Annotated in this window: 16 protein-coding genes; 10 read left to right on the forward strand and 6 right to left on the reverse strand. The window is 63.0% G+C overall.

Annotated features, from left to right (window positions below; translation table 11 throughout):
* Positions 1–63: 63 nt before the first annotated feature.
* Positions 64–390, reverse strand: a complete 327-nt coding sequence (locus MF4836_RS08995) for a hypothetical protein (protein ID WP_078470043.1) — start codon at positions 388–390, stop codon at positions 64–66.
* Between the two features lie 40 nt (positions 391–430).
* Complete coding sequence (locus tag MF4836_RS09000; RefSeq protein WP_078470044.1) at positions 431–730, reverse strand: hypothetical protein; 300 nt, start codon at positions 728–730, stop codon at positions 431–433.
* Between the two features lie 204 nt (positions 731–934).
* On the opposite strand from MF4836_RS09000, the gene ppc reads away from it, so the two are divergent.
* The 7 genes from ppc to MF4836_RS09035 all read left to right on the forward strand — a co-directional run bounded on the left by ppc (position 935) and on the right by MF4836_RS09035 (position 8,211).
* Positions 935–3,565 carry a phosphoenolpyruvate carboxylase gene (gene ppc / locus MF4836_RS09005; protein ID WP_078470045.1) on the forward strand — a complete coding sequence of 877 codons (2,631 nt, stop codon included), beginning with the start codon at positions 935–937 and terminating at the stop codon, positions 3,563–3,565.
* A 288-nt stretch (positions 3,566–3,853) separates the two neighbouring features.
* Positions 3,854–4,501 carry an adenylate kinase gene (gene adk / locus MF4836_RS09010; protein ID WP_020296650.1) on the forward strand — a complete coding sequence of 216 codons (648 nt, stop codon included), beginning with the start codon at positions 3,854–3,856 and terminating at the stop codon, positions 4,499–4,501.
* 96 nt (positions 4,502–4,597) lie between these two features.
* Entirely contained in the window at positions 4,598–5,272 is a 675-nt protein-coding gene (gene tsaB, locus MF4836_RS09015; protein ID WP_078470046.1) for a tRNA (adenosine(37)-N6)-threonylcarbamoyltransferase complex dimerization subunit type 1 TsaB, read from the forward strand.
* A 206-nt stretch (positions 5,273–5,478) separates the two neighbouring features.
* Positions 5,479–5,784 carry a hypothetical protein gene (locus MF4836_RS09020; protein WP_078470047.1) on the forward strand — a complete coding sequence of 102 codons (306 nt, stop codon included), beginning with the start codon at positions 5,479–5,481 and terminating at the stop codon, positions 5,782–5,784.
* Entirely contained in the window at positions 5,781–6,641 is an 861-nt protein-coding gene (locus MF4836_RS09025) for a DUF72 domain-containing protein (RefSeq protein ID WP_178102925.1), read from the forward strand. Before MF4836_RS09020 ends, MF4836_RS09025 begins: the two co-directional genes overlap by 4 nt.
* Before the next feature lie 33 nt (positions 6,642–6,674).
* Entirely contained in the window at positions 6,675–7,502 is an 828-nt protein-coding gene (locus MF4836_RS09030; RefSeq protein ID WP_078470049.1) for an isocitrate lyase/PEP mutase family protein, read from the forward strand.
* A 16-nt stretch (positions 7,503–7,518) separates the two neighbouring features.
* On the forward strand, positions 7,519–8,211 hold the full coding sequence (locus MF4836_RS09035) for an extensin-like domain-containing protein (RefSeq protein WP_078470050.1): 693 nt from the start codon (positions 7,519–7,521) through the stop codon (positions 8,209–8,211).
* 12 nt (positions 8,212–8,223) lie between these two features.
* Here MF4836_RS09035 and MF4836_RS09040 read toward each other — a convergent pair whose 3' ends face one another.
* A complete protein-coding gene (locus tag MF4836_RS09040; RefSeq protein WP_078470051.1) occupies positions 8,224–8,844 on the reverse strand; it encodes an energy transducer TonB in 621 nt (206 codons plus the stop codon).
* Between the two features lie 94 nt (positions 8,845–8,938).
* Here MF4836_RS09040 and MF4836_RS09045 point away from each other — a divergent pair, with 94 nt between their 5' ends.
* A complete protein-coding gene (locus MF4836_RS09045) occupies positions 8,939–9,721 on the forward strand; it encodes a class I SAM-dependent methyltransferase (RefSeq protein ID WP_078470052.1) in 783 nt (260 codons plus the stop codon).
* A 63-nt stretch (positions 9,722–9,784) separates the two neighbouring features.
* Here the strand turns inward: MF4836_RS09045 and MF4836_RS09050 are convergent, their stop codons facing one another.
* The gene (locus MF4836_RS09050; protein ID WP_078470053.1) at positions 9,785–10,429 is read right to left on the reverse strand and encodes a TetR/AcrR family transcriptional regulator; all 645 of its coding nucleotides are present in this window, start codon (positions 10,427–10,429) and stop codon (positions 9,785–9,787) included.
* A 94-nt stretch (positions 10,430–10,523) separates the two neighbouring features.
* Between MF4836_RS09050 and MF4836_RS09055 the strand changes: the two genes are divergently transcribed.
* Positions 10,524–11,624 (forward strand): efflux RND transporter periplasmic adaptor subunit, encoded by a 1,101-nt coding sequence (locus MF4836_RS09055; RefSeq protein WP_078470054.1) that lies wholly within the window; start codon positions 10,524–10,526, stop codon positions 11,622–11,624.
* Between the two features lie 6 nt (positions 11,625–11,630).
* Positions 11,631–14,696, forward strand: coding sequence for an efflux RND transporter permease subunit (locus tag MF4836_RS09060; protein ID WP_078470055.1), 3,066 nt, complete (start codon positions 11,631–11,633; stop codon positions 14,694–14,696).
* A gap of 48 nt (positions 14,697–14,744) precedes the next feature.
* Here MF4836_RS09060 and MF4836_RS09065 read toward each other — a convergent pair whose 3' ends face one another.
* Positions 14,745–15,434, reverse strand: a complete 690-nt coding sequence (locus tag MF4836_RS09065) for a DUF4197 domain-containing protein (RefSeq protein WP_078470056.1) — start codon at positions 15,432–15,434, stop codon at positions 14,745–14,747.
* A 24-nt stretch (positions 15,435–15,458) separates the two neighbouring features.
* A complete protein-coding gene (locus MF4836_RS09070) occupies positions 15,459–15,857 on the reverse strand; it encodes a YbaY family lipoprotein (protein ID WP_078470057.1) in 399 nt (132 codons plus the stop codon).
* Positions 15,858–15,860 lie beyond the last annotated feature (3 nt).

Below are 15,860 nucleotides of genomic sequence, written 5' to 3' on the forward strand. Positions count from 1 at the left end.
TCTGTATCGGTCGGAATGACCTACGCCATGTGGGCCGGATCATGGCAAATTGACACGTCTTTGTCAGTCTCCAGTCGTCAATTGCTTGGCTATTTTTTGTTCAGCACTGACGAATTCAGGGGTTCGGCCAGCGTCTGCATAGACTGGTTCGCCTTCCTCGATCCTGATGACTTCTCCACTTTGGATGTAGGGCATAGCTGCTTCTGCTTCCTTTATAGAGGCTCCGAGAAGGTCAGCTATGACCGTGGATTCAGGAAGCTTGTAGACCTCGGCAAATGCCTTGATTTTCACCAGATCCGAACGGTGCAAGGCCACTGGCACGGTTACTAAATCCTGTGCTTCTGCTGCGTTCCTATCCCAGTCTTCAAGCAAATCTCTAAACCTGTTCATGTCTACCTCAAATTAGGCTGAAAGCCAGAACCTACGCGGGTTACGCCCGTTTTTGCATTTTTCCTATTGCGTGCTCGCTATCTTCGTACAGTGGATCGCCCTCCTCATCGGTGGCAACGACGTGCTGGCCCTGGACGTAGGGGAAGCTGGCTTCCAGTTCTTCGAGGGCGGCGCCGATCAGTTCGCCCAGCAGTTCCTCGGTCTGGCGTTTGGGGTACATCTCGGCAATGGCGGCCAGGCGTGCAGCGGCTTCGACATCCAGATGGATCACATAGCCGGTCTTGGTCAGGCGACCCTTGGCGTTTTCTTCCCAGTGTTGCGCGAGCTCACGGATTTTCATGGCGACCTCAATCGACACCTGCTCGTGGCAGGGGTGGGTGAATGACCGGCCCGGGCCGGCGCTGCGCCGTTGTGCGGCGTACTCTTGAGACTAGCCGCAACGCGCAAGGTTTAAAGTCAGTTGGTCGCGCGCTTGCTAAGCACCTTGTGCTGACGGCACTCTTGAGGCTTGCGAGCCGCCCCGAATCAGCCGGAGAACAGGTACATGAGCGATATTGATGCGCGCCTGCGCGAAGATGTTCACCTCTTGGGTGAGCTGTTGGGCAACACCATCCGCGAGCAGTACGGGGAGGAGTTTCTCGACAAGATCGAGCAGATTCGCAAGGGTGCCAAGGCCGACCGGCGTGGTTCGGCCAGCGCCGAACTGAGTGCCAGCCTGGACCAGTTGAGCGAAGACGAGCTGCTGCCGGTGGCCCGGGCCTTCAACCAGTTTCTCAACCTGGCGAACATCGCCGAGCAATACCAATTGATTCACCGTCGCGATGAGTCGCAACCGGCGCCGTTCGAGGCACGAGTTCTGCCCGAGCTGCTGGCGCGGCTGCGTGCCGAGGGCCACGGTGCCGAGTCCCTGGCCAAGCAGTTGGGGCGCCTGGAAATCGAACTGGTGCTGACCGCGCACCCCACCGAAGTGGCCCGTCGCACCCTGATTCAAAAGTACGATGCGATTGCCGCGCAATTGGCAGCCCAGGACCATCGCGACCTGACCAGTGCCGAGCGCGCGCAGATCCACGAACGCCTGCAACGGCTGATCGCCGAAGCCTGGCACACCGAAGAAATCCGCCGCACCCGGCCGACGCCGGTGGACGAGGCCAAGTGGGGCTTTGCGGTCATCGAGCATTCCCTGTGGCAGGCCATCCCGAGCTATCTGCGCAAGGCCGACAAAGCCCTGCATGCGGCGACCGGCCTGCACCTGCCGCTGGAGTCGGCACCGATCCGCTTCGCTTCGTGGATGGGCGGCGATCGCGACGGCAACCCCAATGTCACGGCCGCAGTGACCCGCGAGGTGCTGCTGCTGGCACGCTGGATGGCGGCGGACCTGTACTTGCGCGATATCGATCACCTGGCGGCCGAACTGTCCATGCAACAGGCCAGTGCCGCCCTGCAGGCCAAGGCCGGGGACAGCTCTGAACCCTATCGCGCGGTGCTCAAACAATTGCGCGAGCGGCTGCGGGCAACCCGCAACTGGGCGCAGGCGGCGCTCAAGGGACCGGTGCCGGCCACCCCGGATGTGCTGCAGAACAATCGCGACCTGCTTGATCCGTTGCTGCTTTGCTACCACTCGCTGCACGAATGCGGCATGGGCGTGATCGCCGATGGGCCGTTGCTCGATTGCCTGCGCCGGGCGGTGACCTTTGGCCTGTTCCTGGTCCGCCTGGATGTGCGCCAGGACTCCAGCCGCCACAGCGGCGCCATGAGCGAAATCACCGACTACCTGGGGTTGGGCCGTTACGAGGACTGGAGCGAAGAGCAGCGCATCGAGTTCCTGATGCGCGAACTGAGCAACCGTCGTCCCTTGCTGCCGGGCCATTTCAAACCCTCGGCGGACACCGCTGAAGTGCTGGCCACCTGTCGCGAAGTGGCCGCTGCGCCGGCTGCGTCCCTGGGTTCCTACGTGATTTCCATGGCCGGCGCCGCCTCGGATGTCCTTGCGGTGCAACTGCTGCTCAAGGAATCCGGCGTGCTGCGGCCGATGCGCGTAGTACCGCTGTTCGAGACCCTGGCCGACCTCGATAACGCCGGTCCAGTGATCGAGAAGCTGCTGCTGTTGCCGGGCTATCGTTCGCGCTTGCACGGCCCGCAGGAAGTGATGATCGGCTACTCCGATTCGGCCAAGGATGCCGGCACCACCGCGGCCGCCTGGGCGCAGTACCGGGCTCAGGAACAATTGGTCGAAATCTGCCGCGAGCAGCAGGTCGAGCTGCTGTTGTTCCACGGCCGTGGTGGCACCGTCGGGCGGGGCGGTGGCCCGGCACACGCGGCGATTCTGTCCCAGCCGCCGGGGTCGGTGGCCGGGCGTTTCCGCACCACCGAGCAAGGGGAAATGATTCGTTTCAAATTCGGCCTGCCGGACATCGCCGAGCAGAACCTCAACCTGTACCTGGCCGCCGTGCTGGAGGCGACGTTGCTGCCGCCACCGCCGCCGCAGCCGGCCTGGCGCCACCTGATGGACGAACTGGCCAGCGATGGGGTCAAGGCCTACCGCGCGGTGGTGCGCGAGAACCCGCAGTTCGTCGAGTACTTCCGCCAATCCACACCGGAGCAGGAGCTGGGCCGCTTGCCCCTGGGAAGCCGGCCGGCCAAGCGTCGCGCCGGCGGCATTGAAAGCCTGCGCGCCATCCCGTGGATTTTCGGCTGGACCCAGACCCGCCTCATGCTGCCGGCCTGGCTCGGCTGGGAAGCGGCCCTGAGCAAGGCATTGGAACGCGGCGAGGGTGAGTTGCTGGGGCAGATGCGTGAGCAGTGGCCGTTTTTCCGCACCCGTATCGATATGCTGGAAATGGTCCTGGCCAAGGCCGACGCCGACATCGCCCGCTCGTATGACGAGCGCCTGGTCGAGGTGGATCTGCTGCCTTTGGGCGCCCATTTACGCGACCTATTGTCGCAGGCGTGCACCGTGGTCCTGGGCCTGACCGGCCAGTCGCAGTTGCTGGCACATAGCCCGGATACCCTGGAGTTCATCCGCCTGCGCAACACCTACCTGGACCCGCTGCATCTATTGCAGGCCGAACTGCTGGCACGCTCGCGGCAACCGGATGTGGTCCAGGGCAGCCCGGTAGAACAAGCGCTGCTGGTGTCTGTAGCGGGGATCGCCGCCGGGTTGCGCAATACCGGTTGAGGTATTTGCCGGTATTTCAGGGGCTTGGCGCCGTCGGCCGGTAACCGTGCGTCGGGCCCTGGTCAGCGTCGCCAGGCGACAGTTTGTTATGGGGTTGCGACTTGTCGCACCCCGTCGCCAGGGCACAAAGGGAGCGGGTTCCTCCGACTTTCGGCTGCTTGTGTGCTCTGTGTCGGCTGTGTATCTTGATCAGCCTTTGGCCGTTTGGGCGGCCGCGATCCTATTTCCGAGATTGGCCCCACGAGGCGAATCCGAGCGTTTCTAAATAAAAAATTGAGGAGCACATCGATGCGCGTAATTCTGCTGGGAGCTCCCGGGGCCGGTAAAGGTACTCAGGCTAAGTTCATCACCGAAAAATTCGGCATTCCGCAAATTTCCACCGGCGACATGCTGCGTGCAGCGGTCAAGGCCGGCACCGAGCTGGGCCTGATCGCCAAGAGCGTCATGGACAGCGGTGGCCTGGTATCCGACGACCTGATCATCAACCTGGTCAAGGAACGCATCAGCCAGGCTGACTGCGCCAACGGTTTCCTGTTCGACGGTTTCCCGCGCACCATTCCCCAGGCTGAAGCACTGGTCAAGGCCGGCGTCGAGCTGGACAACGTGGTCGAAATCGCCGTCGATGACGAAGAAATCGTCCAGCGTATCGCCGGTCGCCGTGTACACGAGGCCTCTGGCCGGGTTTACCACACCGTCTACAACCCGCCGAAAATCGCTGGCAAGGACGACATCACCGGTGAAGAGCTGGTGCAGCGCAAAGACGACACCGAAGAAACCGTGCGTCATCGCCTGTCGGTCTACCACTCCCAGACCAAACCGCTGGTCGAGTTCTACCAGAACCTGGCCGCCAGCCAGGGCAAGCCAAAGTACAGCCACATCGCTGGCGTTGGCTCGGTAGAAGCGATCACCGGCAAGGTGCTTGAAGCACTGAGCTGATAAGTCGGTTTTGCTGCATCTTCAACGGCCCGCTTGCGGGCCGTTGCTGTTTATAATGCGTGACTTTTTTACTCCCACTTTGTAACGGAAACATCAATGAGCACCTTGCTGGCCCTGGACACCGCGACTGAAGCTTGCTCCGTTGCCTTGCTGCATGACGGCAAGGTCACGAGCCATTACGAGGTGATCCCGCGCCTGCATGCGCAAAAACTGTTGCCGATGATTCAGCAACTGCTGGCCGATGCCGGCACCACCTTGCAGGCGGTCGACGCGATTGCCTTTGGCCGGGGCCCGGGGGCCTTCACCGGGGTGCGGATTGCGATCGGCGTGGTCCAGGGCCTGGCATTTGCCCTGGAACGCCCCGTATTGCCGGTGTCGAACCTGGCGGTGCTGGCCCAGCGCGCCCTGCGTGAACACGGCGCCACCCAAGTGGCCGCGGCCATCGATGCGCGGATGGATGAAGTCTACTGGGGCTGCTATCAGGAAACCGCCGGCGAGATGCGTCTGGTCGGTGCTGAAGCGGTGTTGCCACCCGAAGCGGCAGCGCTGCCTGTCGATGCCAGCGGCGATTGGTTCGGTGCCGGCACCGGCTGGGGTTATGCCGAACGCATTGGCGTCAAAACGGCGGGGCAGGATGCGGCCATGCTGCCCCACGCCGAAGACCTGCTGAGCCTGGCGCGGTTTGCCTGGGCTCGGGGCGAGGCGATTGCCGCGGATGACGCGCAACCGGTGTATCTGCGCGATAAAGTGGCCACGCCCAAGGCCCGCTGAGGCTTGCTGCCAGGTTGACCGGCGTGCCGCCCACGCCGGATTTTCTGCGGTTTTCTCTTCAGGATCTGGTCAATCGTCTGGTTTTCATGCCAGATTTCCCCGGTTTTTAAACCTTTTACGTTTTCTGTGTTCTAGTTATCACTTGGGCATTTGCTAAGTCGGTGTTGTGCCGCTAAATTGCCATCATTGATACCGGGCATGTATTTATGCGCATCGACGGCGTTTCCTCTCACTCGTATCCCATCAAGCGCAAGCCTCGCAAAGGTAATGTGCTGGTTGACGAGTCCCTGGAAGATGCCGATGCCGTTGACGTTCAAGCCGACGCCAGCCCCGCCCAACCGCGTTCCCAGGCATCCGCCGGACGCACCAGCAATCTCCCCGCCCGCCAGCAAGACATGATTTTCCAGCGCGCCATGAGCAAAAGCGTGGCCAATGCCCTGGCCAGTTACCTGACCACCGCCGGTTTTGTTGATTGGGACATGGAAGTGCTGGGGCTCGATCTGCATATCTGATGCTGCCGTATTACCTGGGTTGCCCTTCCTGGAGCGAAAACGCCTGGCGTGAGTACCTGTACCCGGATAACGCGCGCCCGACGGACTTCCTCGGGCTGTACAGCCAGGTGTTCAACGCGGTGGAAGGCAATACCACGTTCTATGCCAGGCCCTCGGCCAGTACTGTGGAGCGCTGGGCGCAGATCATGCCCGAGACGTTTCGCTTCACCGCCAAGTTCCCCGGCGACATCAGCCACGGCGGCGACCTGCGCGAGCAACTGACCGCCGCCGAAACCTTTGTGCAGTTGCTCAGCCCCATGGGTGCGAGGGTCTCGCCCTTGTGGTTGCAACTGCCGGCAAGCTTCGCCCCGCAGCGCCTGGCGGAGCTCGCGGGCTTTATCGATGGCCTTGAGCGGCCGTTGGCGGTGGAGGTCCGGCACCCGGAGTTCTTCGCCAAGGGCGATGCCGAGCGCATGCTCAACCGCTTGCTGCTGGAGCGCGGCGTGGAGCGGATCTGCCTGGATCCACGAGCGTTGTTCAGCTGCACTTCCACCGCGCCATCGGTGCTCCACGCCCAGTCGAAAAAGCCCAAGGTGCCACCACGGCCCGCGGCCTTCACTCAGTTTCCCCAGGTGCGCTTTATCGGCCATCCGGAGCTTGAGGCCAATGATCCGTTCCTGGTGCCCTGGGTCGAGAAAATCGCCGGCTGGATCGAGGAAGGGCGCACCCCCTATATCTTCCTGCACACCGCCGACAACCGTCTGGCCGCCGAGCTGGCGCGGCGTTTTCATCAGCAATTGATGGCACGTTTGCCTGGCTTGCCCGCCTTGCCTGAGTTATACAGAGAACCCGCCGCGGAGCAGCTCGGCTTGCTCTGACGCGGGTTCCCGACCTTCTTCAGGAGTGAGCCCATGGATGCTCAAACCCGCCGTGCCCATGCCTTCAAAGCCCTGCACCAGCGCGATGGTGCTTTTGTAATCCCCAACCCCTGGGATGCCGGTTCAGCCAGGATGCTGGCGAGCTTGGGTTTTGAGGCATTGGCCACTACCAGCGCCGGTTTTGCCTTTTCCCTGGGGCGTCCGGATGCCGAAGGCGCGTTGTCCCTGGAGGACACCCTGGGCAATGTGCGGGCGATTGTCGGCGCCAGCGACCTGCCGTTGGCGGTGGACCTGGAGAACGGCTTCGCCGACAGCCCGGCCGGTTGCGCCCAGGCGCTGTTGCAAGCGGCCGCCAGTGGCGCGGTCGGCGCCTCGATTGAAGACGCCACGGGCCGCGCCGAGGACCCTATCTATGACTTCCAGCTGGCTGTGGAGCGCATCCAGGCCTCGGTCACGGCAGTGCGCAGTCTCGGCCTGCCTTTCACCCTGACGGCGCGCGCCGAAAACCTGCTGCATGGCCGCAATGACTTGGCGGACACCATTCGCCGCCTGCAGGCATTCGCCGAAGCCGGCGCCGATGTGCTGTATGCCCCGGGGCTGCGGACCCCTGAAGAGGTCCTGGCGGTGGTGCGCGCGGTGGCGCCAAAACCGGTGAACGTGCTGATGTCCGGCGGCCTCAGCCTGACCGTGGCCGAGCTTGGGGCCCTGGGGGTCAAGCGAATCAGTCTCGGCTCGACGCTGGCCCGCGCCGCCTACGGGGCGTTTTATGCGGCGGCGCAGGAGATTCAGGGCCAGGGGTGCTTTGACCTGGCCAACCAGGCGATGCCGTTCGGGCAGATCAATCAATTGTTCAAGAACTGATCAGCCAGGAGTTGTCGTGCGGTCCCTGAAAGTGCTTTTGCCGTTACTGCTCATCATTGCCCTGTTTGTCCTCAGTGCCTGGCGCGACTGGTTGCCGCCGGCCTGGAATCCCTGGGCGCCGCTGGATGTGCGCGCCGAACCGAACCTGCTGACCCGCTACAAGCTGAGCCGCCTGCGGGACAACCCGCAATTGTGCGATCAGGTGCTGAGCCGGTCCGGCCTGCGGGTGACCCGCCAGCAGGACAGCCGCCCGGATGTGACGTGCCCGCTGAGCAATACCTTGCGGGTGCAGGGCGGTGAGGTGGCGTTGAGCAGCAGCTTTCTCGCCAGCTGCCCGTTGGCCGTGGCCTTTGCCCTGTTCGAGCGTCACGGGCTGCAGCCGGCCGCTCAAGCGGTGTATGGGCAGGCGGTGGTGCGGGTCGATCATCTGGGCAGCTTTGCCTGCCGCAACATGTACGGGCGCGAGCAGGGTGCCCGCAGCCAGCATGCCAGTGCCAATGCCCTGGACATCGCCGGCTTTCGCCTGGCCGACGGGCGCAGCATCAGCGTACTCAAGGACTGGCCCAAGCAAGGGGCGGACGCGCGTTTTCTACGCCTGGCCCGGGATGGGGCCTGCGACAGTTTCAATGTGGTGTTGGGCCCGGACTACAACGCCGCCCATCGCAATCACTTCCATCTGGATGTGGGGCCGTGGTGGATCTGTCGCTGAAGCGGGTAGGGGTCAGGCGGCGATGCGCAGGTTCTGCAGGACCAGCGGGCGCGCCCAGCCGATATCGAAATCGAACTGGCGGTTCTGCTCGATGATTTCCTGAGGCGGGAACGGCTCGGCCGGTTTGTCCAGCAGCTCCATTTCAAACTCGGCGATGGGCAGGTGCAGCGGCCGTGGCTCGGGCACCGGGCCCGGCTCAGGCAGTGGCTGGCCGGCGTTGAGCACGATCGGGCGGACCCAACCGCTCTCGAAATCCTGCTGGCGCTGCTGGGCGGTGATTTCTTCCGGCGGGAAGGGCGGGAACGGTTTGTCCAGCAGGTCGGTCTCGAACTCGGCGATGGGCAGGAACAAAGGTTCTGGCGGACGGACTTCGGTGTCTTTCACGTCGCACTGGCGCTGGCTGACGATCTGCATCAACAGGTCACTGCCGGCGCTGGGTTCGACTGCAGGGTCAAGTTCTGCCAGCGGCTGGTCGCCAACAGCCTTCGCTCCATCACCCTGTTGCTCGGCCAATGCCCGGGCAAAGAAATCCTGCCACAGATGGCTGACGCCGCTCAGTGCCTGGGAATTGCGCAAGCCGTAATCGCCATAGGGCGAGATAAAGCCTACTGGGATGGATTGAATGTCTGACATTTCTCTCGGTCGACGCTCAGCTCTGGCAAAATGCCTGATAGTTCTTTTATCGGCAGTTTTTGCCGATCATTAATTTTTTGAGCGTGTTTTAACGATGAGTGAGCAACCAGCGGCCTGCCGCATCAGAGTCGAGGCCTTGGCCGAGGCGTTCGCCGACCCGGCACGGCAGTGGGCCGAGCGCCTGGGCTTGCCGTTGCAGGACGCAGATGCCGAGTTTGCCCTGCAGTTCGGCGAGCAGGGGTTGCAGTTGCAGCAACTGGGGCCGGACGCTCCGGGGCCGGTGCGGGTCGACTTTGTCGAGGGTGGTGCGGCCCATCGCAGGCTGTATGGCGGCGGCAGTGGGCAGATGATCGCCAAGGCGGTCGGCGTCGCCCAGGGCGTGCGCCCCAGGGTGCTGGATGCCACCGCCGGGCTGGGCAAGGATGCATTCGTGCTGGCCAGCCTGGGCTGCCAGATGAGCCTGATCGAGCGCCAGCCGCTGATCGGTGCCCTGCTGGAAGATGGCCTGTTGCGGGCTGCCGCGGATTTTGAAGTGGCGCCGATCGTCGCGCGCATGCAGTTGCTCAAGGGCAACTCCATCGAGTTGATGCGCAATTGGCAGGGCGAGCCGCCCCAGGTGATCTACCTCGACCCGATGTTCCCCCACCGCGAGAAAACCGCGCTGGTGAAAAAAGAAATGCGCCTGTTCCGGCCCTTGGTTGGCGACGACCCCGATGCCCCAGCGCTGCTTGAGGCGGCCCTGGCCTTGGCCAGCCACCGGGTGGTGGTCAAGCGGCCGCGCAAGGCGCCCTGCATCGAGGGGCCCAAGCCCAGCCACGCGCTGGACGGCAAGTCCAGCCGCTACGACATCTATCCGAAAAAAGCGCTCAAGGCTTGATGGCCGCCGCGTCGGTCCTTGCAGGTCATGCCTGCAGGGGCCGACCTGCCAGGGCGTTATTTCTCAGGCCGGTTCAGGCCGATAAGCCCGCATAAACAATTCCACCACTTCCAGCAGGTGAGCTTCTGCTGCGTCGCCGATCAGGACGTCGCCGCAGCCGAACAACAAACGGAAGTTGGCGCCGCCCTTGACCAGGCAAAAGAAGTGTTCGGCGGCATTGTGCGGTTTTTCAATGTGCAGGGTGCCGAGCTGATGGACCTTGCTCAGCAGGCGTTCCATGCCTTTGAGCACGCGTTCGGGCCCGGCTTCGAAGAAGATCAGCGACAGCTTCGGGTCCTGGCTGCCCAGGGCCATGATCAGCCTATGCAGGTTCACCGAGTCTTCACTGTTGATCAGCACGTTGAAACCGCGCGCGATATTGAGCAGCACCTGCTTGATCGGCACGCCGTCCGGCAGCTCGAACATCAAGTTCGGCAATTGGGTCTCGCACTTGGCCACCACGGCGGCCGAGAACAGGGTTTCCTTGTCGGTGAAGTGGCTGTAAACCGTGAGTTTTGACACGCCGGCTTCGGCGGCTACCGCATCCATGCTGGTGTTTGCATATCCGTTGCTCAAAAACAGTTTTTTAGCTGCTTCGAGAATGGCCTGGCGTTTTGCCAGGTCCTTGGGGCGGCCGGGGCCGGTGGATACGGAATTATTGTCTGACATTCTTCGCTTTTAATACTGGACTGGTGAGTTTGCTATTAATAACATACCGGCCAGTATAATTATTCCAAGCGCCATTAGCGAAAGGTCCGCCACCATGTTCCGCTATGCCCTGCCCATCGCCCTGCCAGTCAGTCTGGCTTTTTTATTGTCTGCCTGCGGGCATGAAGAACCGGTGCAGACCACCGTACGCCCGGCCATGGTGGTTCAGCCAGAGCCATCGGCGCGCGGCATGGACAGCTATCCCGGTGAGGTGCGGGCACGCTACGAGCCGGATCTAGCGTTCCGCATCCCGGGTAAAGTCAGCCGACGACTGGTCGACGAGGGTGAGCGGGTCAAGGCCAACCAGCCCCTGGCGGAGCTCGATCCCCAGGACGTGCGCCTGCAACTGGAGGCCAGTCGCGCGCAGGTCGCGGCGGCCCAGGCCAACCTGAGCCTGGTGCGGGCCGAGCGTGATCGCTACAAGACCTTGCTCGAGCGGCAGATGGTCAGTCGTTCGCAGTACGACAACGCCGAAAACCTCTACCGTTCCGGCGAAGCACGCCTCCAGCAGATCAAGGCCGAGTTCGACGTCGCCAATAACCAGGCTGGCTACGCAGTATTGCGTGCGCCCCAGGATGGCGTGGTGGCCAAGCGTGCGGTGGAAGTCGGGCAAGTGGTGGCGGCCGGGCAAACCGTGTTCACCCTGGCCACCGATGGCGAGCGTGAGGTACTGATCAGCTTTCCCGAGCAGAGCTTCGGGCGTTTCAAGATCGAGCAGCCGGTCTCGGTCGAACTCTGGACCCAGCCGGGCCAGCGTTTTGCCGGGCGGATCCGTGAGTTGTCGCCGGCGGCCGACCCCAAGTCGCGGACTTTCGCCGCGCGTATCGCCTTCAGCACCGGCAAGGTTCCTGCCGAGCTGGGGCAGAGCGCCCGGGTGTTTATCCAGAGCGCCGATGTAGTGCCGCTGTCCGTACCGCTGTCGGCGCTGACGGCGGAAAACGGCGCAACCTATGTCTGGCGCGTGGATGCCAACAACACCTTGCAGAAGACCCCGGTCCGGGTCGGTGCGTTCGGTGAAAACAGCGTGCCGGTGCTCGAAGGCCTGAATGCCAGCGACTGGGTGGTGGCTGCCGGGGTCCATGTGCTCCATGAGGGCCAGCAAGTTCGCCCGGTGGATCGCTCCAACCGCGTGGTCAATCTGGCGGCCAAGGAGTAATTCCCGATGGGTTTCAACCTTTCTGCATGGGCGTTGCGCAATCGCCAGATCGTCCTGTTCCTGATGCTGTTGCTGGCCACGGTCGGCGCCTTGTCCTACACCAAGTTGGGGCAGAGCGAAGACCCACCCTTTACCTTCAAGGCCATGGTCATCCAGACCAGTTGGCCGGGGGCCACCGCCGAGGAAGTCTCGCGCCAGGTCACCGAACGTATTGAAAAGAAGCTGATGGAAACCGGCGAGTACGACCGGATCATCTCTTTCTCGCGCCCTGGCGAATCCCAGGTGCGTTTCGTTGCCCGGGACTCGATGCACTCGGCAGAGATCCCCGACCTCTGGTATCAGGTGCGCAAGAAGGTCAGCGATATCCGCCAGAACCTGCCACCGGGTGTGCAGGGGCCTTTTTTCAACGATGAGTTCGGCACCACCTTCGGCAACATCTATGCCCTGACCGGCGACGGTTTTGACTACGCGGTGCTCAAGGATTACGCCGACCGCGTGCAGATCCAACTGCAACGGGTCAAGGACGTGGGCAAGGTCGACCTGCTGGGTTTGCAGGACGAGAAAATCTGGATCGAGCTGTCGAACGTCAAGCTGGCCACCCTCGGCCTGCCCCTGGCTGCGGTGCAGCAGGCGTTGCAGGAGCAGAACGCGGTATCTACCGCTGGCTTCTTCGAGACCTCCAGCGAGCGCCTGCAACTGCGTGTTTCCGGTAATTTCCAGAGCGTCGAGCAGATCCGGAACTTCCCGATTCGCGTCGACAATCGCACCTTCCGCATCGCCGATGTGGCGGATGTGCACCGTGGTTTCAGCGACCCGCCATCGCCCCGCATGCGCTTTATGGGCGAAGACGCCATAGGCCTGGCCGTGGCGATGAAGGACGGTGGCGACATCCTGGTCCTGGGCAAGGCACTGGAGGTCGAGTTTGCGCGGATCCAGAAGCATCTGCCGGCCGGCATGGAGCTGCGCAAGGTGTCTGACCAGCCGGCGGCGGTGAAAACCGGGGTCGGCGAGTTTGTCCAGGTGCTGGTCGAGGCCCTGGCGATCGTGTTGCTGGTGAGCTTCTTCTCCCTTGGCGTGCGCACCGGCATGGTGGTGGCACTGGCGATTCCCCTGGTGTTGGCGATGACGTTTGCCACCATGTATTACCTGGGCATCGGCCTGCACAAGATTTCCCTGGGGGCGCTGGTCCTGGCCCTGGGCCTGTTGGTGGACGACGCGATCATTGCCGTGGAAATGATGGCGATCAAGATGGAGCAGGGCTACGACCGGATCAAGGCCGCCAGCTTCGCCTGGACCAGTACCGCGTTCCCGATGCTCACCGGGACCCTGATTACCGCTGCCGGCTTCCTGCCGATTGCCACCGCGCAGTCCGGCACCGGCGAGTACACCCGTTCGATTTTCCAGGTGGTGACCATTGCCCTGATCGCCTCGTGGATTGCCGCGGTGGTGTTCGTGCCGTACCTGGGTGAAAAACTGCTGCCGGACTTGGCGAAGATTCATGCCGCCAAGCACGGCACCGGGGACGGTCAGCCGGACCCGTACGGCACGCCGTTCTATCAGCGGGTACGGGGTCTGGTGGGCTGGTGCGTGCGGCGGCGCAAGACCGTGATCACCCTGACCGTGGTGCTGTTCGTGGCCTCGGTGGTGCTGTTCCGCTTCGTACCGCAGCAGTTCTTCCCGGCTTCGGGCCGCCTGGAATTGATGGTCGACCTGAAGCTGGCCGAAGGCGCCTCCCTGAGCAACACCGCCGAGCAGGTCAAGCGCCTGGAAGCGATGCTCAAGGACCACGCGGGGATCGATAACTACGTGGCCTATATCGGCACCGGGTCACCGCGTTTCTATCTGCCCCTGGATCAGCAACTGCCGGCGGCAAGCTTTGCCCAGTTCGTGGTGCTGGCCAAGACCATCGAGGAACGTGAAGCCCTGCGCAGCTGGCTGATCGCAACCCTCAATGAACAGTTCCCGGCCTTGCGCTCGCGGGTCACGCGCCTGGAAAACGGCCCGCCCGTGGGTTACCCGGTGCAGTTCCGGCTGTCGGGGGAGAACATCGCCGAGGTGCGCGCCCTGGCGCGCAAGGTGGCGGCCAAGGTCCGCGAGAACCCGCATGTGGTCAACGTGCACCTGGACTGGGAAGAACCGAGCAAGGTGGTGTACCTCAACGTCGACCAGGACCGGGCGCGGGCCCTGGGGGTGAGCACCGCGAACTTGTCGAAGTTCCTGCAAAGCTCGCTGTCCGGCTCCAGCGTCAGCCAGTACCGCGAGGACAACGAGTTGATCGAGATCCTGCTGCGCGGCACCGTGCATGAGCGCACCGAACTGTCGTTGCTGCCGAGCCTCTCGGTGCCCACCGACAACGGCAAAAGCGTGTCGTTGTCGCAGATCGCTACCCTGGAGTATGGCTTCGAAGAGGGCATTATCTGGCGCTACAACCGCCTGCCGAACGTCACGGTCCGTGCCGATATCTATGGCCAGGAACAACCGGTGACCCTGGTGAAGCAGATTCTGCCGACCCTGGAGCCGATCCGTGCCGAGCTGCCTGACGGCTACCTGCTGGACGTGGGCGGCACCGTCGAAGACTCGACCCGTGGCCAGAACTCGGTGAAGGCCGGCGTGCCGCTGTTTATCGTGGTGGTGCTGACCTTGCTGATGCTGCAACTGCGCAGCTTCTCGCGCACGGTCATGGTGTTCCTCACCGCGCCCCTGGGGCTGATCGGCGTGACCCTGTTCCTGATTGTGTTCCGCCAGCCTTTCGGCTTTGTGGCAATGCTCGGCACCATCGCCCTGTCCGGGATGATCATGCGCAACTCGGTGATCCTGGTGGATCAGATCGAGCAGGACATCAGCGCCGGCCTCAAACCTTGGGATGCGATTATCGAAGCCACGGTACGGCGTTTCCGCCCAATCGTGCTGACCGCGCTGGCGGCGGTGCTGGCGATGATCCCGCTGTCACGCAGCGTGTTCTTCGGACCGATGGCGGTGGCGATCATGGGGGGCTTGATTGTGGCGACGGCGTTGACCCTGCTGTTCCTGCCGGCGTTGTATGCGGCGTGGTTCAGGATCAAGAAGACTTAGCAGCCAGCGCCCGGGAGTTGCTCCCGGGCGCTGGTGGGGTGCGGGGTTTTACAGGGTGCCGAAGACTTTCTTGGCCAGGCTGGTGGCAGCGGCTGCCGGGTTCTGGCGAATGGTTTCTTCCTGCTTGCCAATCATTTCGAACAGGCCGTCGAGGGCTTTTTCGGTGACGTAGCTTTCGATATTGGCGCTCTTGGCATCCACCACGCCAAGGGTCGCGGCCTGGCCGGCGAACGAGTTGTACTGCTTGGCCAGACCCACCTGATCGGTGGCTTGCTTGACGATGGGCAGGAACTTGGCGCGAATCTGCTCGCGGCTCGACTTGTTCAGGTATTGGGTCGCGGAATCATTGCCACCGCTGAGGATGCCCTTGGCATCGGCCACGGTCATTTTCTTCACGGCATCCACTAGCAGCGCCTGGGCTTGCGGCACAGCGGCCTCGGCGGCTTTGTTCATGCTGGTTTCCAACTGGTCGACCTGATCGCCCATGCCGAACTGCTTCATCTTTTTCGCGACTTTGCCCAGGTTGCCCGGCAGCTCGATGCGCACCTCGGGGTTGTTGCTGAAACCACCCGGGGTACCCAGTTGCTTGACGGCGATTTGCGCGCCTTGGGTCAGGGCGTCCTTGAGGCCGCCGCTGGCGTCACTCTGGGACAGGTCGCTGAGCGACAGGGCCAGGGCGCTGGCGGACAGCAGCAGGCCTGCACACAGGCCGGTGAAGCGAAGGGAGGAGCGGAGCATGGCGGCTTCCTTGTTCAAGGGGGATTAACGGACGGCGTCGACGCGGATTTTCAACGGCTGAGGATCCTGGCCGTCGAGGTTGACTGCGTGATGTTCGGTGCTGATAAAGATGAGCTGGCCATCGACCTCGATCCGCGCACTCACCGAGTAGCGGTGGCCGGGCTTGACCTGGGCCGGGTCGTAGCTGAGGTGGAAGGGTAGCGGAACCTGGCCCTTGACCGGGCCTTTCTGCTCGGCCAGGACCACCGCCGGCGCATCGGCCAGGGACACGTCCTGCAGGCTGACACTCAGGGTCGCCGCCGGTGGCAGGGCGATGCGTTGCAGGTAGAACACTTCTCCTGAAAGGTCGGCCTTGGCCGCGGGGTGCAGGGTCTGACAGGCGCCAAGCAAAGTGCTGACGGCCAGCAGGCAGATTTTTTTCATGGT

Origin of the sequence: Pseudomonas sp. MF4836 (assembly GCF_002018875.1) — a bacterium.
In the GTDB taxonomy this organism is placed as follows: domain Bacteria; phylum Pseudomonadota; class Gammaproteobacteria; order Pseudomonadales; family Pseudomonadaceae; genus Aquipseudomonas.

Excerpts from the sequence above, each read along its gene's own strand:
- MF4836_RS09055 (WP_078470054.1), top strand. The coding sequence starts at position 10,524 with ATGTTCCGCTATGCCCTGCCCATCGCCCTGCCAGTCAGTCTGGCTTTT.
- MF4836_RS09045 (WP_078470052.1), top strand. The coding sequence starts at position 8,939 with ATGAGTGAGCAACCAGCGGCCTGCCGCATCAGAGTCGAGGCCTTGGCC.
- MF4836_RS09020 (WP_078470047.1), top strand. The coding sequence starts at position 5,479 with ATGCGCATCGACGGCGTTTCCTCTCACTCGTATCCCATCAAGCGCAAG.
- MF4836_RS09030 (WP_078470049.1), top strand. The coding sequence starts at position 6,675 with ATGGATGCTCAAACCCGCCGTGCCCATGCCTTCAAAGCCCTGCACCAG.
- tsaB (WP_078470046.1), top strand. The coding sequence starts at position 4,598 with ATGAGCACCTTGCTGGCCCTGGACACCGCGACTGAAGCTTGCTCCGTT.
- adk (WP_020296650.1), top strand. The coding sequence starts at position 3,854 with ATGCGCGTAATTCTGCTGGGAGCTCCCGGGGCCGGTAAAGGTACTCAG.
- MF4836_RS09050 (WP_078470053.1), bottom strand. The coding sequence starts at position 10,429 with ATGTCAGACAATAATTCCGTATCCACCGGCCCCGGCCGCCCCAAGGAC.
- MF4836_RS09040 (WP_078470051.1), bottom strand. The coding sequence starts at position 8,844 with ATGTCAGACATTCAATCCATCCCAGTAGGCTTTATCTCGCCCTATGGC.
- MF4836_RS09060 (WP_078470055.1), top strand. The coding sequence starts at position 11,631 with ATGGGTTTCAACCTTTCTGCATGGGCGTTGCGCAATCGCCAGATCGTC.
- MF4836_RS09070 (WP_078470057.1), bottom strand. The coding sequence starts at position 15,857 with ATGAAAAAAATCTGCCTGCTGGCCGTCAGCACTTTGCTTGGCGCCTGT.
- MF4836_RS09065 (WP_078470056.1), bottom strand. The coding sequence starts at position 15,434 with ATGCTCCGCTCCTCCCTTCGCTTCACCGGCCTGTGTGCAGGCCTGCTG.
- ppc (WP_078470045.1), top strand. The coding sequence starts at position 935 with ATGAGCGATATTGATGCGCGCCTGCGCGAAGATGTTCACCTCTTGGGT.
- MF4836_RS09000 (WP_078470044.1), bottom strand. The coding sequence starts at position 730 with ATGAAAATCCGTGAGCTCGCGCAACACTGGGAAGAAAACGCCAAGGGT.
- MF4836_RS08995 (WP_078470043.1), bottom strand. The coding sequence starts at position 390 with ATGAACAGGTTTAGAGATTTGCTTGAAGACTGGGATAGGAACGCAGCA.